This window comes from Erythrobacter sp. MTPC3 (assembly GCF_042854385.1).
Lineage (GTDB): Bacteria > Pseudomonadota > Alphaproteobacteria > Sphingomonadales > Sphingomonadaceae > Erythrobacter.
The window spans coordinates 340,991-355,983 of record NZ_BTGP01000003.1; the positions used below are offsets into that span (position 1 = coordinate 340,991).

The following is a 14,993-nucleotide window of genomic DNA, read 5'->3' on the forward strand; positions in this document are numbered from 1 at the left end:
ATGACACTGCTCTCAATTGCTGCCGCCGGTCTGCTTGCTCCGATGTTTGCCCTGCAATCCGCAGGCAACACAATTATCGCGATCGAAAACGACAATCCCGAAACATGGCAGGTCGAATATCCGCGTTTGATCCAACCGCAGGTCACCGAGTATCGCAAGTGCCTGAATCTGAGTGATCGCTATATCAATGGCGAGGCCAATTTCGAGGATCAGCACCGCACCGATGTGCCGCGCTGTGCCGCCATTCGCCAGGAAAATGTCGCTGCGGCCAACGCGCTGCTGGCCGATGCGAAAACCACACTTTCGCCGACCGAGGTCGAGACCCTGTTTGACCGGATCGGCCTAATCCATATCGCCCGCGGGCACGATCTCGACATGCAGTTCACCCAGCGCCTCGCGCGGGCAGAGCAAGCGCAGGAAAATTTTGAAGAAAACAAGCCGGAGCCGGTCGTTGTTGAATTGACCGATCCAGCGGTGGTCAAAATCCGCCGCACAGCCCCCGAAAATACAGAACAAGCCGGAACACAATGATGTTGAAAATCGAAAACCTCCGCGCCGAAGTGGGCGGGCCAAGCGGCGCGAAAGCCATTCTGAAAGGCCTCAGTCTGGAAGTGCCCGCCGGAGAAGTTCATGCCATTATGGGCCCCAACGGCGCTGGTAAATCCACGCTCGCCAATGTGCTGGGCGGTAAACCCGGTTACGAAGTGACGCAGGGTGCGGTCGAGTTTATGGGCGAAGACCTGTTCGCACTCGACCCGCATGAACGCGCAGCCACAGGCCTGTTCCTTGGCTTTCAATATCCGGTCGAAATCCCCGGTGTATCCAACGTCCAGTTCCTGCGCGAGGCGCTTAATTCGCAGCGCAAATATCGCGGCGAGGAACCGCTTTCGGGCGGAGAGTTCCTGAAACTATCCAAAGAAAAAGCCGGCCTGCTGAAAATGGACATGGAAATGCTCAAACGGCAGGTGAATGTCGGATTTTCCGGCGGCGAGAAAAAGCGCGCCGAGATGGTCCAGATGGGTATTCTCGATCCGTCTTTTGCGGTCCTCGATGAAACCGATAGCGGCCTTGATATCGATGCGCTGCGCATCGTGGGTGAAGGCATCAATTCGATCATGCGCGCGCCCGATAAAGGCGTGCTGCTGATCACCCATTACCAACGCCTGCTCGACGTGGTGAAGCCTGACAAGGTCAGCGTGCTGGCCGACGGCCGGATCGTCCAGACCGGCGGACCGGAACTGGCGCTGCGCCTTGAGGCTGAAGGGTACGATGCGGTGATGGCAGAAGCAGCGGCGTGATCGGCGCGGCTCTTCTTTTGTCGATGCAGGCAGCGCCAGCTGCCGAACCGATCTCAGAGATCGTCGTGTTGGGCAATTTGCGCAGCGTGCAGGTTTCGGTCGGACAAGACCGGGAGGGCCGTTGGCATTGTTCGATGAATAAATCGACTGGCCGCCTCTCGCTCGACAAGAGTTTTTGCAAAGCGGTTACCAAATGCGTGCGCAAGGGCGCGGACGATCAGGAAAAGGTCGAGAGCTGCATCAGCGACACCCGGTCCGGCCTACTGCGTAAAGTTGAGCGCGAAATGAAGAAGAATTGAAAATGGCAGAGACAAACACCCTCCCGACCCGCCGCGATGAAGCTTGGCGTTATGCCGACATCGGTGCGCTGGCAAAAATTGGCGCAGCGGCGCTAAGCGATTGGACCGAAATCGCCGTCGCCGATGGCGAAACATGGCGTCACACGATGGTCGCTGGCAGCGATGCACCTGAATTGCACCGTTTTCGTATGACGGTGAGTGATGGCGGACGGGCAGAACTGTTCGTGACCAATATCGGCAACGACTACACCCGTGTCGAAGTTGAGGTTACGCTGGGCAAGGGTGCGCATTTCGAATTTGGCGGGATCACGATTGGCGGCGGCGATGCTGTGCGCGAATTTGTCACGACTACGGTTCACGCAGAGCCAGACGGCACAAGCAACCAGACCGTCCGCAGCGTCCATTGGGGCACCGGTACCGGCAATTTCCTTGGCGAGATCAAGGTTGCGCGTGATGCACAAAAAACAGACGCCGCGCAGGATTTCAAAGGGCTGCTGCTCGAGGCAGGGGCGAGCGCGAATGCGGTCCCGCAGCTCGAAATCTTCGCTGACGATGTGAAGTGCGCGCATGGCGCGACGGTCGGTCAGCTGGACGAATCGGCACGGTATTACATGGCTGCGCGCGGTCTTTCGCCGGAGCAATCGCAGCGTCTGCTGGTGCAGGCGTTCCTTGGCGATGCCTTTGTCGAGCTGGATGACGAGGAAGCTCGCGAAACTCTGCTCGATGCGGCTTTGACGGCGCTGGAGGGGGCAAAGCTTTGAACGCCCCAGCTGCCATTCAGTCGCTGCCCGATCTGCGCGGAGATTTCCCCGGCATGTTCACCCGTGACGGTGCCCAATGGCACTATCTCGATACCGGCGCGACCGCGCAGAAACCGGGCGCTGTGATTGACGCTATGGGCCGCGCGCTGGGTGAAGATTACGCCACCGTGCACCGCGGCGTCTATTCCCGTTCTGCTGAAATGACGCGGGCCTATGAAAATGCACGGCGCACGATTGCTGCGTTTCTGGGTGGGCAGGAAAGCGAGATCGTTTTCACACGCGGCGCGACCGAGGCGATCAATCTGGTCGCGAACACATGGGGCCGTGCCAACCTGAAAGCGGGCGACCGCATCATGCTTTCGCAGTTGGAGCATCATTCCAACATTGTGCCGTGGCAGATGATTGCCGAGGCGACCGGTGCCGAAATTGATGTTTGCCCGCTGACTGACGATCACCAGATCGATCTGGACGCAGCAGAGGCTATTCTGACCGAACGGCACAAGCTGGTTGCGCTGTGTCATGTTTCCAACGTGCTTGGCAGCGTGCTCGATGCGCCGCGCGCTGCGGCCATGGCGCATAAAGTCGGCGCGAAGCTGCTGCTTGATGGCTGCCAGTCTGCCCCGCACATGCCTGTCGATGTCACCCAGCTTGGCTGCGATTTCTACGTCTTCAGCGCGCATAAACTCTATGGTCCGACGGGCATCGGGGCATTGTGGGCGCACGGCGATATTTTGGACGCGATGCCGCCGTGGGAAGGTGGAGGCGCGATGATCGACCGCGTTACCTTCGAAAAAACGACTTATGCGCCTGCTCCGCAGCGATTCGAAGCAGGCACCCCCGCTATTGGAGAGGCAATCGCCTTTGCCGCGGCGGCCGGTTATGTAAGCGATATCGGACTGGATCGCATTCATTCGCACGAAGCCGACCTCGTCACCCGTCTGCGCCGCGAACTTGGTGCAATGAACGATGTGACGCTGTATGGACCGGCAGGCAGCGCGGGCATCGTCAGCTTCGCAATTGACGGGATCCACCCGCACGATCTGGGTACGATCCTCGATGAAGCGAACGTCGCGATCCGCGCGGGGCACCATTGCGCACAGCCGTTGATGGACTATCTCGAAGTCCCGGCGACGGCGCGGGCCAGCTTTGGCTTATACTCAACACACGAAGATATCGATGCGTTGCTCGAAGGGATTGCCCGCACACGCCGCATTTTTGGGAAAGCATGATGAACAAGATGTCGCCAGACCTCGAAGACGAAAAGAAGATCGTCGCCGCACCCGCTCCGAACGAGGATGTAACCGGTAAACCGCCGCGCGCCCGCGTTTCCGATGCGATTGATCCCGACATGGCGGTCGAGCCGCGCAAACGAGATTACCTTGACGGGTTCCTGCACCAGAAACCCGCAGAAGGTCCGGTGGGCGGCGCGGGCAGCGATTTGCAGACTGCGGTGATCGACGCGCTAAAGGAAATTTACGATCCCGAAATTCCGGTGAACATCTACGATCTTGGCCTGATTTACGGTGTCGAGGTGGATGACGAGGCGGACGCGACCGTTACCATGACGCTCACAACGCCGCATTGTCCGGTTGCCGAAACCATGCCGGGAGAGGTGGAACTGCGCGCTTCATCCGTGCCGGGCATTCGCGATGCCGAGGTTAATCTGGTCTGGGATCCGCCGTGGAGCCCGGAAAAAATGTCCGACGAAGCTCGGCTAGAACTAGGGATGCTGTGATGCACGATGCCAACGAAGCCACCAAAACCCGGCAGATGCCAGCCGCGGTCGTCCTGACGAAGGGCGCCGAGCAGCGTATCGCCGACCTTATGAGCCAAGCGCCCGGTGATGCAATCGGCGTGAAACTGTCGACGCCGCGTCGCGGTTGCTCGGGCCTCGCATATTCAGTCGATTACGTCACAGAAGAGGCCAAATTCGACGAGAAAATCGAAACGCCCGGCGGCATTTTCTACATTGACGGAGCGAGCGTGCTGTATCTCGTCGGATCAACAATGGACTGGCGCGAAGACGATTTCACCGCAGGTTTCGTTTTTGAAAACCCCAATGCAAAAGGCGCCTGCGGGTGCGGTGAAAGCTTTATGGTCTGATGGCACGGCCCACCGACCACGAGTAATCTGGCGCCAAGTGTGTTGCTGTGCTAATGCACCGACATGGATGAGCCGAAACCCGAATTTAATAAACGCTATGAAGACATAATGCGGAACGCGGAAAAGCGTCGCCGCCGGTCTTCGCTCATCCGTCCGCGGGGCGAGTTTACCGCGCCCGGTTTGGTCAATGCCGAGATCGACAAACTCGCAGTGAAGCTCGCGCGGGAAAAGAGCCAGTCGGAACGGATTTTCCTGAAAGCTGAAATTGCGTTTTTGCGGGATTTGTCAGACCGGCTCGCTCGCAGATCAAAGAAGAAACCGCCCGAGGCTGGCATCGCCGTGCCAGCGGTGCCTCCGAAAGGTCCGCTACCAAAGGAAGGCGGAGCCGAAGCCCCGCTCGATTTTGATGCCTGACGTTTAACCTTCGTCGATGATCCGGGCGATCAGGCGGCGTTCAAGCTCGTCTACTTCGCCGTCGGCATCGACCATCTTTTCAAGCCAGTCCTGCTCGAAATCGGTGATGACCTCTCCTGCCGCAGCCTTTTCAGTAAAGCCGGGCGCGTCGGTGCGTTTGCCGAATACCTTGCCCAAATGGTTAGCGACCTGAGGGGCTTCGCGAGCTGCGCGGGCCATGAAACCACCGACATTGACCGTATTATCGGCGACGAATTTCTCCAGTTCCACCGCGCGATCATGACTGATTTGCGCGCCCGTGTGCATGAACCCTTTGAGGAAATTGGCCACCCCGTCGAGGAATAGGTCATCCCATTCGGGCGCATTGTCTTCGGCCAGGGTCGCGTCTTTCAGGCGGAACAGCATCTCTGCGTCAAACCGGCTGACTGCCGCAGGGCCGTGGCCGCCGCTTGCAAAGATTACGCGGCGCAGAATTCGGACTTCGGCGGCCGAGATGTGGTTGGAAGACAGTTCACCGCCGCAGCGGGTCGGGCCAGTTCCGGTCAGGACCTCTTTTTCCACCTGCGCGAGGACATAATTCTTCAGCGTATCAGGCACATTTTGCGCTTTTTCGACGATGGCGACGAGCGTTTCGAGCTCTGCCTTGCTCTCGACGATGCCATCGTGATCGACCTGTTTGATTAGCCAATTGGCTTCCTCGGCATCGCACTGTCCGCGCGGCTGGGTGCCATTGAGCACATATTCGCCGACGGCCTCGACCATGAAATCGCACCAGTCATCACTGCGTTCGTTAAGCGCGTTGTTCACCGCGAAAATCGCTTCCGCCTCCTCACGCGTCATCAGTCCGTCGCCCCAGCCTTGCCGGCGCAGGCCCAGCAATTCCTCGGGCGAAATTACGCCATCCGCCGCGGCGCGCTGTGCGAGTTCAGTGAAATGTGTCGTCATAACCCAGTCAAACCCCTTAGGTGTTTCACGCAGGCTATTGCACGAATGTGCTTAAGACCGGGTTACCGCCGCCCTATTTCCGCCGCGCAGGAGCCGGGATCGACCGCGTTGCCGCTATCTTTAAGGCGGGCCGCGACGTGGGAAGAGACCGGCTGGACGCCGCGCTGGCCTGGGTAAAGGTAGATGTCGAGCACGCAGGACCGGCCTGCAAATTGCAGTTTGCGCGCATCCCCTTCGGCAAGGTCGATGCGGGCCTGCCCAAACCGCGATTTTAATGCCCCTGCTGTCAATCCGATAAGGTCCGCAGGGCCGACATTTTGACGAACAGCAGGGTTAGGGGCAGGAGCCGCCCTTGCGTTACCCGCGCCCTGAAATACCGGCGCATTCGAGGGAGCGGGTATGAAGCCTCCGCCAGCGCAGGCAGGCAGGACCAACAGGATCATTAGGGCGAATAGATTACGCATTTTCGCCCCCTTTGAAACGCATTGCATGGTGGGTCAAATGCGCACCCGCCGCCGCGCCCACGATTGCCGCAATCAGGTTGAGAAACGGAACCAGCATCATTGCCGCGATCACCGCTCCCAGCATGACGCGCTGCGGGGCGGAAACCGGGTTTGGGCGCCGCACACCGCCGCTATGACGCAGCCACGCCATGTCCGTCAGCTCGCGTCCCAATAGCACCGCGTTGACGGCCAGAAACACAATTGCGGGTCCGATTGCGGTGAACAACAGCACGGCGGCAAAGGGCAGGGCGATCAGGTTGAATGCGACTGCCCGGCCCAAACCGCGCAGCGAATTCGCGATGTCCTGTGGCAGCGGCAACGGGCGCGCTTTGTCGGCCTGATCGGGATAATGGCGCGCCTCCACTGCCGCAACGATACCGTCGGCAAAGAATTGCAGCACGGCAAGCGCAACGATGCGAAACAGGAACCAGAACGCAAGAATGGCGATGATCGCGGCCGCGGCGGCCTGCGCAAATCCGCCTGCATCCCATCCGGCATAGGCGAATGCGTATTCGAGTGCGAAATACAGCCCAACTCCGCTCAGCACAAAGAGCATTATAGTGATCCCGATGCTTTGCGCGGCGATCCGCAGTATCGCGGGATCGCCGAGCTGCCCGAAAGCCTTGGCCAGAGAGGAAAAAACGGCAGTCACTAGGTTCGAATGGTGCGCGGCGGCAGCGATGTCAAATGGCAAACAGGCGCCCATCTAACCCTTGGCCTTGCGCCCTCGGCCCGCTAGGCGGATCGGCGAAACCACGCTTTGAACTGAACAGGATGTCCCCAATTGACCCAGCCACGTTATGACGTGATCGCCATCGGCAATGCCGTGGTGGATGTAATTGCCTCTTGCGAAGAAGAACTGATCGAGGAGCTGCAGCTCAATCGCGGCGGCATGACCCTTATCGATGAAGCGCGTGCCGATGAATTGTATGGTGCAATGCCGCCTGCGCGCGAGCTTTCGGGCGGATCGGCAGCCAACACGCTGGCGGGCCTTTCCACGCTCGGCCTGCAATGCGCGTTCATCGGGCAGGTTGCGGACGATCAGCTGGGCAAGGTGTTTCGCCATGACATGCGCGCCACCGGCATCGATTTCGACACGCCCGCCCGTGAAGGGGAACCTGCGACGGGCCGCGTCCTGATCTTCGTCACTCCCGATGGCGAACGGACGATGAATACGTTTCTTGGTGCAGGCCAGTTCCTCCCCGCCAGCGCGCTGAATGAAGAGCTGATCGCAAGCGGGGCCATCCTTTATCTAGAAGGGTATCTGTGGGACCCCGAAGAACCGCGCCGCGCCATGCGCCGCGCCATCGAAGTGGCCCGGAAAGCGGGCCGCAAAATCGCTTTCACCGCCAGCGAAAGCTTTGTGATCGACCGCCACGGCGATGATTTCCGCGCCATGATCGAAGACGGCGTGATCGATATTCTTTTCGTCAATGAAAGCGAGCTGGCAACGCTGACTGGCGAAGATGATTTTGAAGCCGGGCTTGAGGCGGTGGCGGACAAAGTGCCAGTGTTGGTCGCAACCCGTAGCGAGAAAGGCGCAGTGGCGATTGCGCATGGAACGCGCGCCGAAGTGGCCGCCAAGCCGGTCGACAAGGTGGTCGACACGACCGGCGCAGGCGACCAGTTCGCCGCCGGTTTCCTGTCGGGCTTTGCCAAGGATGAACCGCTGGAAAATTGCCTCAAACGCGGCGCTTTGGCCGCTGCCGAAGTAATCTCCCATTACGGCCCGCGGCCAGAGATCGACATGAAAAAGCTGATGGCCGACAACCTGTAGGCACCGCAGTATTCGGATCGAATAGGGCTGGCCGGACATGGGAAGGAGCGGTGCGCAGTTTATGACGCGCCGCTTATCCGGGAATTAGGCGCAACCTTTGTCAGGCAGCTGCGGCGGCGGGACGTGCGCGCGGCGGCTTGCCCGCCTCCCAGCCAAGCCATGCTACTCCTGCGCCCAGTCCCAGGCCAAGCGCCCAGGTGAGCGGCACCGGAAGCGCAGCATAAGCGTTCATCAGGGTGGCGAACAGCGATATCCATGGGCCGAACCACATCAGCACCGCCTGAAGGGCGACAAAAAAGGCCGCCACAAGCCACGGCGCTCCGTGTTTGCGATCCATGAAATAGAGCGCCATGGCAAACACGAACATGATCCCATCCGAAATCGCGATTGTATCAAGGATGGCATGCGGCCCTTCGCTGCCAATCACATTCATCCAAGGGAGGTAATTGCCAATGACTCTGCTGAAAGGCGATTCGAACAGGATCACAGGGGTCGCCAGCATGTAGCCCGCATGCAGCTTGATATTCCGCCGGTGCTTTAAAGCCAGATAGAACAGCGTGAGATAGGCCGCAATTGCGATCACCATTCCGATTCCGAACGCCGGTCCCATCAGGGTTATGAACTCACCGCCCTCGCGCCAGGAGGCGATTGTCACATTGATGATCATCACGAAGCCGAGGATCAGAAAGGGGAACAGCACAAAGCTGGCTTTGCCCATCTGCCGGTGCAGCGCGTTCTTGCGTTTGTGAATGGAGAGGTGCTGAACGATCAGCAGCAGCAACCAGGCCATCGATGAAATCGAATGGACGTGAAATGCGACCGGCATCGCACCTCCGACCTTGGCAAAATAGCTTCCCCAGAAACCTGCCACGATGACCAGCAGCACAGCGCCGACAAAATAATGCGAATAACGATACGGCATTGAGAACCCCCTTCTCAACGCAACCCCTGATTAAAGTATGAGCAAACTGCGAGCGTTGCAACCTGCCTTGCAAGTAACGTGAAACGACAACGCAGCCAAACCGGCGCCGCAGTGCAAAAAAACAGATGCCCGATCTATTGCATCGGGCGGTAATCGTCCGTTCGCAGCGTCAGCAGATAGTCTGCCACGGTTTTGACCTGCTCATCTGTAAGGTCGAAATCCATGACTTCGGGGTAATTGTGCGCGTCTTTCAACCAGCTTTCCAGCGTCTCGTCGGTCACGCCCGGCGTGTTGGCAATTGCCTCGAACGTGGGCGAAGCAGGGTTCGGCGACAGGAATGGCGGTTCGACTGCATGGCACCCGCCGCAAGCCGCCTCGACAAAGGCCGGGGGATCGGGCGCAACCGATGCGCTGGCGACGGCGGCAATGGGCGCGCCGGTCTGACAGGCTGAAAGAAGCGCAGCGAGAAACACTGGCGGCGCGGCGAGTAGGGCGAATGTTGGCTTGATCATGGCCCAAGTTAAACCACCGCTGCGAGTTACGCGCCTTGACCCAAATCAAATGCGCCGCGTCTTTATGCGAAAAAGCCCCGCCCGAGGGGAACAAGCGGGCGAGGCTCTCACGATCAGGTGGACTTGTGTGCAAGCTCTGCACTGACCGTTTTCGCATCGGCCTGCGCGATCAGGCGGGCGCGCAAGGGGGCGATTTGCGCCATCGTCTCTCTCATGCATTCCCGTGCCTGCGTGGCCGCCCGTGCAGAGCGGGTCCAGCGCACATTGCATACTTTTCTAACAGCGCCCATGATCCGTCTATCCAGCGTCGCCCGCCCCTCGGCGTGGCCCAGATTGAGGTCGTGATAGGGGACTGCGACCGTGTTCGCGCCTGTATCGGCAGCGGCGGGAAAAGCGGTGAGGCCCAGCGCCATGCCCAGCGTCAAAGCGATGGCAAGAGTAAGTGTTTTCATATCGGTTTCCTTCATGAGTGACCGGCACAAAGTGAACCCGGGGCCGCTCGAAACCGAATGAAAAGCTAGCCAAAATCATAAGCTGACCTTATGATGACTTTATGCGTAACCTGCCGCCCCTTACCGCGATCCGCGCATTTGAGGCAGCGGCCCGGCACCGCAATTACACCCGCGCAGGGGAGGAGCTGGGCCTCACCCAGGCGGCTGTCAGCTATCAGATCAGGAACCTTGAACAGCGCGTTGGCACGGTGTTGTTCAAACGCGAAGGCCGCTTCATGGAGCTGACCCCGGCGGGTGAAGCCCTCGCGCCCAAGATCGCGCGGGCTTTTGCATCGATGGAAAGCGCATTTTCTTCGCTTGATGAAAGCGAGGATGCGGTGCTTTCGATCGCGTGCTTTCAAACTTTGGCGACCAATTTCCTCGCGCCGCGTCTGGGCGCTTTTCAACTCGCCAATCCGGGCATAGCGGTCCGTATCGAGGTGAGTGACCGCTATGCCGATCTGGATGCGGGTGAGGCCGATGTGGCTATCAGGCTGTCGCGCACGGTCGATCCCGGTCTTGAATCGCACTTCCTAATGCGGCTCGGCATTGCGCCATTTGCCAGCCCTGAATTTATCGCGCAGCACGCGGAACTGCGGGGTGCAGATCCGGAAACGCCCGAGGGCCTGCGCATTTCGCCGGGCACGGCGTGGTGGCAAGTGTGGGATACGGATCGCTGCCCGAATAGCGGGCCTGCGGACCGTGCAAACCTGCCGCGCGGACTCGAGTTTGATTCCCAGGTGCTGGACGCCGCCGCCGCGATGAGCGGGAACGGCATAGCGATCCTCGCACCGGCGCTGTTTGTCTCTCAGGTGGCTGACGGGCGGCTAAAACGGATCGGCGATGCTATTGTCTGGCCGGGAGGCATATTCCAGCTGGTCTATCCAGAAGTGCGGCGGCATTCAGCCAAAGTGCGTGCGTTCCGGCGATGGCTTACCGCGGAATTGGAGAGCCGCCTCGCAGGCGATCCCGATGGCGTGCTTGATCCCGCTTTTACAGAGCTTCGCGCCTAACCGCGTTCACGTTCCACTTCGCGCCAGCCGATATCGCGGCGGCAAAACCCGCTTTCGAAACTGATCGCATCGACCGCTTCGTAAGCGGCCTCCTGCGCCTCGGTTACGTTCGCGCCGGTCGCCGTGACGTTCAAAACGCGCCCTCCGTTTGCCACCAGACCAGAGGAGCTTGTGGATGTTCCTGCGTGAAAAACCTTTGCGCCGCCGGTTTCGGCAGAGCCAAGGTCGATTGCGCCGCCTTTGGCCGGAGTGCCGGGATACCCCTGCGCCGCCATGACCACAGTCAGTGCCGTTTTCGCCGAAAATTCGGGCTTCACCGCATCCAGTTCACCCGATGCGCAGGCAAACATAATTTGCGCCAGATCGCTCTCCAGCCGCATCATCAGCACCTGGCATTCGGGGTCGCCAAAACGGCAATTGTATTCGATCAGCTGCGGCCCGCTTTCGGTCAGCATGAGCCCTGCATACAGTACGCCGGAATAGGGCATCCCTTCGGCGCGCATCGTATCGACCGTGGGGCGGATAATCTCGTCGATAGCGCGTTGCTGCAGCGCCGGTGTGAGGACCGGAGCGGGCGAATACGCGCCCATCCCGCCGGTGTTGGGGCCGGTGTCGCCTTCACCGACGCGCTTGTGATCCTGCGCCGTGCCGAAGGGGACAATGGAGGTGCCGTCGGTGATGGCAAAGAAACTGGCTTCCTCGCCCTCAAGAAATTCCTCGATCACAACTTCCGTGCCCGCTTCGCCGAAACTGCCGCCAAACATGTCGGAAAGCGCCGCTTCAGCCTCTTCGCGGTCCGGGGCGATTGCCACGCCTTTACCCGCTGCAAGACCGTCGGCTTTCAGCACATAGGGCGCTGTGAAGTTGTCGAGCGCTGCCACCGCGCGATCGAGCGAAGTTGTGCGCACATATCCGCCGGTGGGGATACCCGCGCGCTCGCACAAATCCTTGGTAAAACCTTTCGATCCTTCCAATTGGGCGGCGGCTTTGGATGGGCCGAAAACGGCGATGCCCGCAGCGCGCAAACTGTCGGCCAGACCGTCCACCAGCGGCGCTTCGGGACCGATAACGACCAGCGCGATATCTTGCGCGCCGCAGAACCGGATGCACGCCTCGTGATCGCCTGCTTCCACATCTGCAATCTCGGCGCACTCAGCGATTCCCGGATTTCCCGGAGCTGCGTACAGGTGATCGCAGCTGGTGGATTGCGCCAGCTGCCATGCTAGAGCATGTTCGCGTCCCCCGGACCCCAGCAGAAGGATATTCATGGCTCGCGAGCCCTCCAATTCAGACAATGACAGGCTGGTAGCGCGCGTGGCGCAGGGCGACAACGCCCAGCCGCTCTCGATCACCGAGATTTCATCGCTGCTGAAACGCACGGTGGAGGACCGTTTTGGTCATGTGCGCCTGCGCGGCGAGCTGTCGGGAGTAAAGCGCGCGGCGTCGGGGCATCTGTATTGCGCCCTCAAAGACGACAAAGCGGTGCTGGACGGGGTAATGTGGCGCGGCAACACGAACCGGCTGGCATTCGTGCCGGAAGACGGGCTGGAGGTTATCGCAACCGGCAAGCTGACGACCTATGCCGGGCGTTCGAAATACCAGATTGTGATCGAGAGTCTGGAAATGGCAGGCGAGGGCGCGCTGCTCGCCCTGCTTGAAAAAACTCGCGCCCGGCTGGAGGCAGAGGGGCTGTTTGCGCGGGAGCGAAAGCGCGATCTGCCATTTCTGCCCAAGACTATCGGTGTCGTCACCTCGCCAACCGGATCGGTTATACGTGACATACTTCACCGCCTTGCCGACCGTTTCCCCAGCCACGTCATCGTCTGGCCTGTGCTGGTGCAGGGACAGGGCGCGGCTGATCAGGTCGCGGGCGCTGTTCGCGGGTTTTCTGAGCTTCCTGCAGCTGGCCCGGTGGCGCGCCCAGACGTGGTGATCGTCGCGCGCGGCGGCGGCTCGATCGAGGATTTGTGGAGCTTCAACGAAGAAGCAGTGGTTCGCGCCATCGCCGAGTGTACCATTCCGGTTATTTCGGCGGTCGGTCACGAGACCGATACGACGCTGGCCGATCATGCCGCAGACAGGCGCGCGCCAACCCCGACAGCGGCGGCGGAAATGGCGGTTCCTGTTCGCGCCGATCTGGATGCGGCACTGGCCGATTTTGCGGCTCGCCAGCGCCGCGCTGTCTATCGCCCGGTGGAACTGGGCCGGGAACGGCTGGAGGCGCGCGTGCGGCGCCTGCCACAGCCCGAACAGGTCGTGCAGGCGCAGACGCAGCGGCTCGATGATCTGGCGGAGCGGCTTAGGCGCGGCCTGATGGACCGCGCGGGGCAGGGGCGGGAGCGTTTGGCCGGCGTGCAAGCGCGTCTTTCGCCGCAAATGCTTGCCCGTTCATGGTCGGATGCAAAGCGGCGGCTGGACCAGGCACGGCTAACCCCTGCGTTGATTGAACGGCCGATTTCTGCCGGGCGCGACCAGCTGGCGGCGCTTTCCCGTCTCGCTGAGCAGCTTCACCCTGAAAAACCGCTGCAGCGCGGCTATGCCATCGTCACCGACGCAGCCGGGAAGGCGATGACGAGCAAAGTGCAGGCGCAAAAAGAGGCCGCGCTTAAGCTCCGATTCAAGGATGATGTGCTTGATGTGCATACCGGCGCTGCGGACAGCCCTGCTCAACCTGGCCAGCCTGCGACACCGCGCACAAAGTCGAAACCGCGCGCGAAGGCCGGAACGTCCGCGCGTCAGGACGATTTGTTTGACTGACCCTGTACTGTTAGAAGAGAAGCCATGTTGATGTCCTCCGGCGATAAAGCCGCAAAGCTGTATTACGCGCCCGGCAGTTTCCGCGTGCTGCGCCCTGGCCAGCACGTGTTTTGCGCCGTGTCGGGCGAGGTCATCCCGCTTGAAGATTTGCGGTATTGGAGCGCCGAGCACCAAGAGGCGTATGCATCGCCTGATATCGCGACCCGCCGCCTGCTCGATCAGGGATAGGTCAATGCTGCATCGTTTTGTGCCGCTGGGACTGGTCAGCGTGGCTTTTGCCGGATTGATGAGCTGTGCCAGCGCCGGACAGCCCAATCTGGCGGCCGCTCCTGCTGCCGATGGCTCTACCCCCGCCCCGGCCGCCCAATCTGCGCAAACCCAGCCTTCACAAACCCAGCCTCCGCCCATCGCGGTGGCCGTAATTGAAAAACTCGCCGCTCCGCCAGAATTTTCCTATGCCGGAGAGCTGACGCAGGGCGGCTGGATCCGCGGCACCGTCCCCGCAGGCACTCGCAGGGCAAAGCTGGGCGACCAGTCGCTCGCTTATGATAAAGACGACCGGTCATTCTTTGCGGCGTTTGACCGTGACAGCCCGGATGCGCTGACGTTATGGGCGGAACTGAGCGATGGCAGCACCTATTCCGAAGAAATCACCGTGGCACCGCGCAAGTGGCAGATTGAACGGGTCAATGTCGCGAAACGCGGCGGCGGGACGAGCGAGGCGTGGTGGAAAAAGCGCGAGCCGGAATGGAACGCGATCCAAGGCGCACGCGCAAAAACCACCGGTGCGCACGGCTGGAAGCAGGATTTCGCCTGGCCGGTAAAAGGGCGCATTTCGGGCCGTTTTGGCCGGCAGCGCATCTATCGCGGCGAACCGGGCAGCTATCATTCGGGCATCGATATCGCGCCGGGAAATGGTGTGCCGTTTGCCTCTCCCGCGCAGGGCGTCGTCGTGCTCGCTCGCACCGGGTTCAGTCTTGAAGGCGGGCTGATCATCATTGACCATGGTAACGGCCTAAACAGTGCATTCCTTCATGCATCTAAGATCGCTGTGAGCGAGGGGGATGAGGTCAAACAGGGGCAGTATATCGGCAATGTCGGTGCGTCCGGCCGCGCCACCGGCCCGCATCTGCACTGGAGCCTCAAATGGAACGATGCGCGGCTTGATCCGCTGCTGTTTACCGGTCCCATGAGCTAA

Annotated in this window: 20 protein-coding genes; 13 read left to right on the plus strand and 7 right to left on the minus strand. The window is 60.5% G+C overall.

The window, feature by feature from the left end; translation table 11 throughout:
* The 8 genes from ACGHU1_RS06355 to ACGHU1_RS06390 all read left to right on the plus strand — a co-directional run bounded on the left by ACGHU1_RS06355 (position 1) and on the right by ACGHU1_RS06390 (position 4,875).
* Complete coding sequence (locus ACGHU1_RS06355; RefSeq protein ID WP_390584719.1) at positions 1-531, plus strand: hypothetical protein; 531 nt, start codon at positions 1-3, stop codon at positions 529-531.
* Positions 531-1,298, plus strand: a complete 768-nt coding sequence (gene sufC, locus ACGHU1_RS06360; protein WP_390584837.1) for a Fe-S cluster assembly ATPase SufC — start codon at positions 531-533, stop codon at positions 1,296-1,298. Before ACGHU1_RS06355 ends, sufC begins: the two co-directional genes overlap by 1 nt.
* Entirely contained in the window at positions 1,295-1,597 is a 303-nt protein-coding gene (locus ACGHU1_RS06365; protein ID WP_390584722.1) for a hypothetical protein, read from the plus strand. The genes sufC and ACGHU1_RS06365 overlap by 4 nt, the downstream gene beginning before the upstream one ends.
* Before the next feature lie 2 nt (positions 1,598-1,599).
* Entirely contained in the window at positions 1,600-2,358 is a 759-nt protein-coding gene (locus ACGHU1_RS06370; RefSeq protein WP_390584725.1) for a SufD family Fe-S cluster assembly protein, read from the plus strand.
* A gap of 53 nt (positions 2,359-2,411) precedes the next feature.
* Entirely contained in the window at positions 2,412-3,587 is a 1,176-nt protein-coding gene (locus ACGHU1_RS06375; protein WP_390584840.1) for a cysteine desulfurase, read from the plus strand.
* Positions 3,587-4,093, plus strand: coding sequence for an SUF system Fe-S cluster assembly protein (locus ACGHU1_RS06380; protein WP_390584842.1), 507 nt, complete (start codon positions 3,587-3,589; stop codon positions 4,091-4,093). Before ACGHU1_RS06375 ends, ACGHU1_RS06380 begins: the two co-directional genes overlap by 1 nt.
* A complete protein-coding gene (locus ACGHU1_RS06385; protein ID WP_390584728.1) occupies positions 4,093-4,461 on the plus strand; it encodes a HesB/IscA family protein in 369 nt (122 codons plus the stop codon). The genes ACGHU1_RS06380 and ACGHU1_RS06385 overlap by 1 nt, the downstream gene beginning before the upstream one ends.
* 63 nt (positions 4,462-4,524) lie before the next feature.
* Positions 4,525-4,875: a hypothetical protein gene (locus ACGHU1_RS06390; protein ID WP_390584731.1), complete on the plus strand. Its 351-nt coding sequence runs from the start codon at positions 4,525-4,527 to the stop codon at positions 4,873-4,875.
* A 3-nt stretch (positions 4,876-4,878) separates the two neighbouring features.
* On the opposite strand, the gene ACGHU1_RS06395 is transcribed toward ACGHU1_RS06390, so the two are convergent.
* The 3 genes from ACGHU1_RS06395 to ACGHU1_RS06405 all read right to left on the minus strand — a co-directional run bounded on the left by ACGHU1_RS06395 (position 4,879) and on the right by ACGHU1_RS06405 (position 7,017).
* Positions 4,879-5,820, minus strand: coding sequence for a hypothetical protein (locus ACGHU1_RS06395; protein ID WP_390584733.1), 942 nt, complete (start codon positions 5,818-5,820; stop codon positions 4,879-4,881).
* Between the two features lie 62 nt (positions 5,821-5,882).
* Positions 5,883-6,284, minus strand: a complete 402-nt coding sequence (locus tag ACGHU1_RS06400) for a hypothetical protein (protein ID WP_390584735.1) — start codon at positions 6,282-6,284, stop codon at positions 5,883-5,885.
* On the minus strand, positions 6,277-7,017 hold the full coding sequence (locus ACGHU1_RS06405) for an EI24 domain-containing protein (protein WP_390584737.1): 741 nt from the start codon (positions 7,015-7,017) through the stop codon (positions 6,277-6,279). The genes ACGHU1_RS06400 and ACGHU1_RS06405 overlap by 8 nt, the downstream gene beginning before the upstream one ends.
* A gap of 90 nt (positions 7,018-7,107) precedes the next feature.
* Between ACGHU1_RS06405 and ACGHU1_RS06410 the strand changes: the two genes are divergently transcribed.
* On the plus strand, positions 7,108-8,100 hold the full coding sequence (locus tag ACGHU1_RS06410) for an adenosine kinase (protein WP_390584738.1): 993 nt from the start codon (positions 7,108-7,110) through the stop codon (positions 8,098-8,100).
* Positions 8,101-8,200: 100 nt separating this feature from the next.
* Here ACGHU1_RS06410 and ACGHU1_RS06415 read toward each other — a convergent pair whose 3' ends face one another.
* The 3 genes from ACGHU1_RS06415 to ACGHU1_RS06425 all read right to left on the minus strand — a co-directional run bounded on the left by ACGHU1_RS06415 (position 8,201) and on the right by ACGHU1_RS06425 (position 9,986).
* Positions 8,201-9,022, minus strand: coding sequence for a hypothetical protein (locus ACGHU1_RS06415; protein ID WP_390584741.1), 822 nt, complete (start codon positions 9,020-9,022; stop codon positions 8,201-8,203).
* Between the two features lie 134 nt (positions 9,023-9,156).
* Positions 9,157-9,534 carry a hypothetical protein gene (locus ACGHU1_RS06420; protein ID WP_390584744.1) on the minus strand — a complete coding sequence of 126 codons (378 nt, stop codon included), beginning with the start codon at positions 9,532-9,534 and terminating at the stop codon, positions 9,157-9,159.
* A 113-nt stretch (positions 9,535-9,647) separates the two neighbouring features.
* Complete coding sequence (locus ACGHU1_RS06425; protein ID WP_390584747.1) at positions 9,648-9,986, minus strand: UrcA family protein; 339 nt, start codon at positions 9,984-9,986, stop codon at positions 9,648-9,650.
* Positions 9,987-10,087: 101 nt separating this feature from the next.
* Between ACGHU1_RS06425 and ACGHU1_RS06430 the strand changes: the two genes are divergently transcribed.
* Positions 10,088-11,038, plus strand: coding sequence for a LysR substrate-binding domain-containing protein (locus ACGHU1_RS06430; protein ID WP_390584750.1), 951 nt, complete (start codon positions 10,088-10,090; stop codon positions 11,036-11,038).
* Here the strand turns inward: ACGHU1_RS06430 and purD are convergent.
* The gene (gene purD, locus ACGHU1_RS06435; RefSeq protein ID WP_390584752.1) at positions 11,035-12,306 is read right to left on the minus strand and encodes a phosphoribosylamine--glycine ligase; all 1,272 of its coding nucleotides are present in this window, start codon (positions 12,304-12,306) and stop codon (positions 11,035-11,037) included. The genes ACGHU1_RS06430 and purD overlap by 4 nt on opposite strands.
* Between purD and xseA the strand changes: the two genes are divergently transcribed.
* From xseA to ACGHU1_RS06450, 3 genes are read left to right on the plus strand one after another with little or no spacing between them, the layout of a single operon-like run.
* Positions 12,305-13,795, plus strand: a complete 1,491-nt coding sequence (gene xseA / locus ACGHU1_RS06440; RefSeq protein WP_390584753.1) for an exodeoxyribonuclease VII large subunit — start codon at positions 12,305-12,307, stop codon at positions 13,793-13,795. The two genes, purD and xseA, sit on opposite strands and share 2 nt — an antisense overlap.
* A gap of 24 nt (positions 13,796-13,819) precedes the next feature.
* Entirely contained in the window at positions 13,820-14,023 is a 204-nt protein-coding gene (locus ACGHU1_RS06445; RefSeq protein ID WP_390584754.1) for a DUF2093 domain-containing protein, read from the plus strand.
* Positions 14,024-14,027: 4 nt separating this feature from the next.
* A complete protein-coding gene (locus ACGHU1_RS06450; RefSeq protein ID WP_390584757.1) occupies positions 14,028-14,993 on the plus strand; it encodes a peptidoglycan DD-metalloendopeptidase family protein in 966 nt (321 codons plus the stop codon).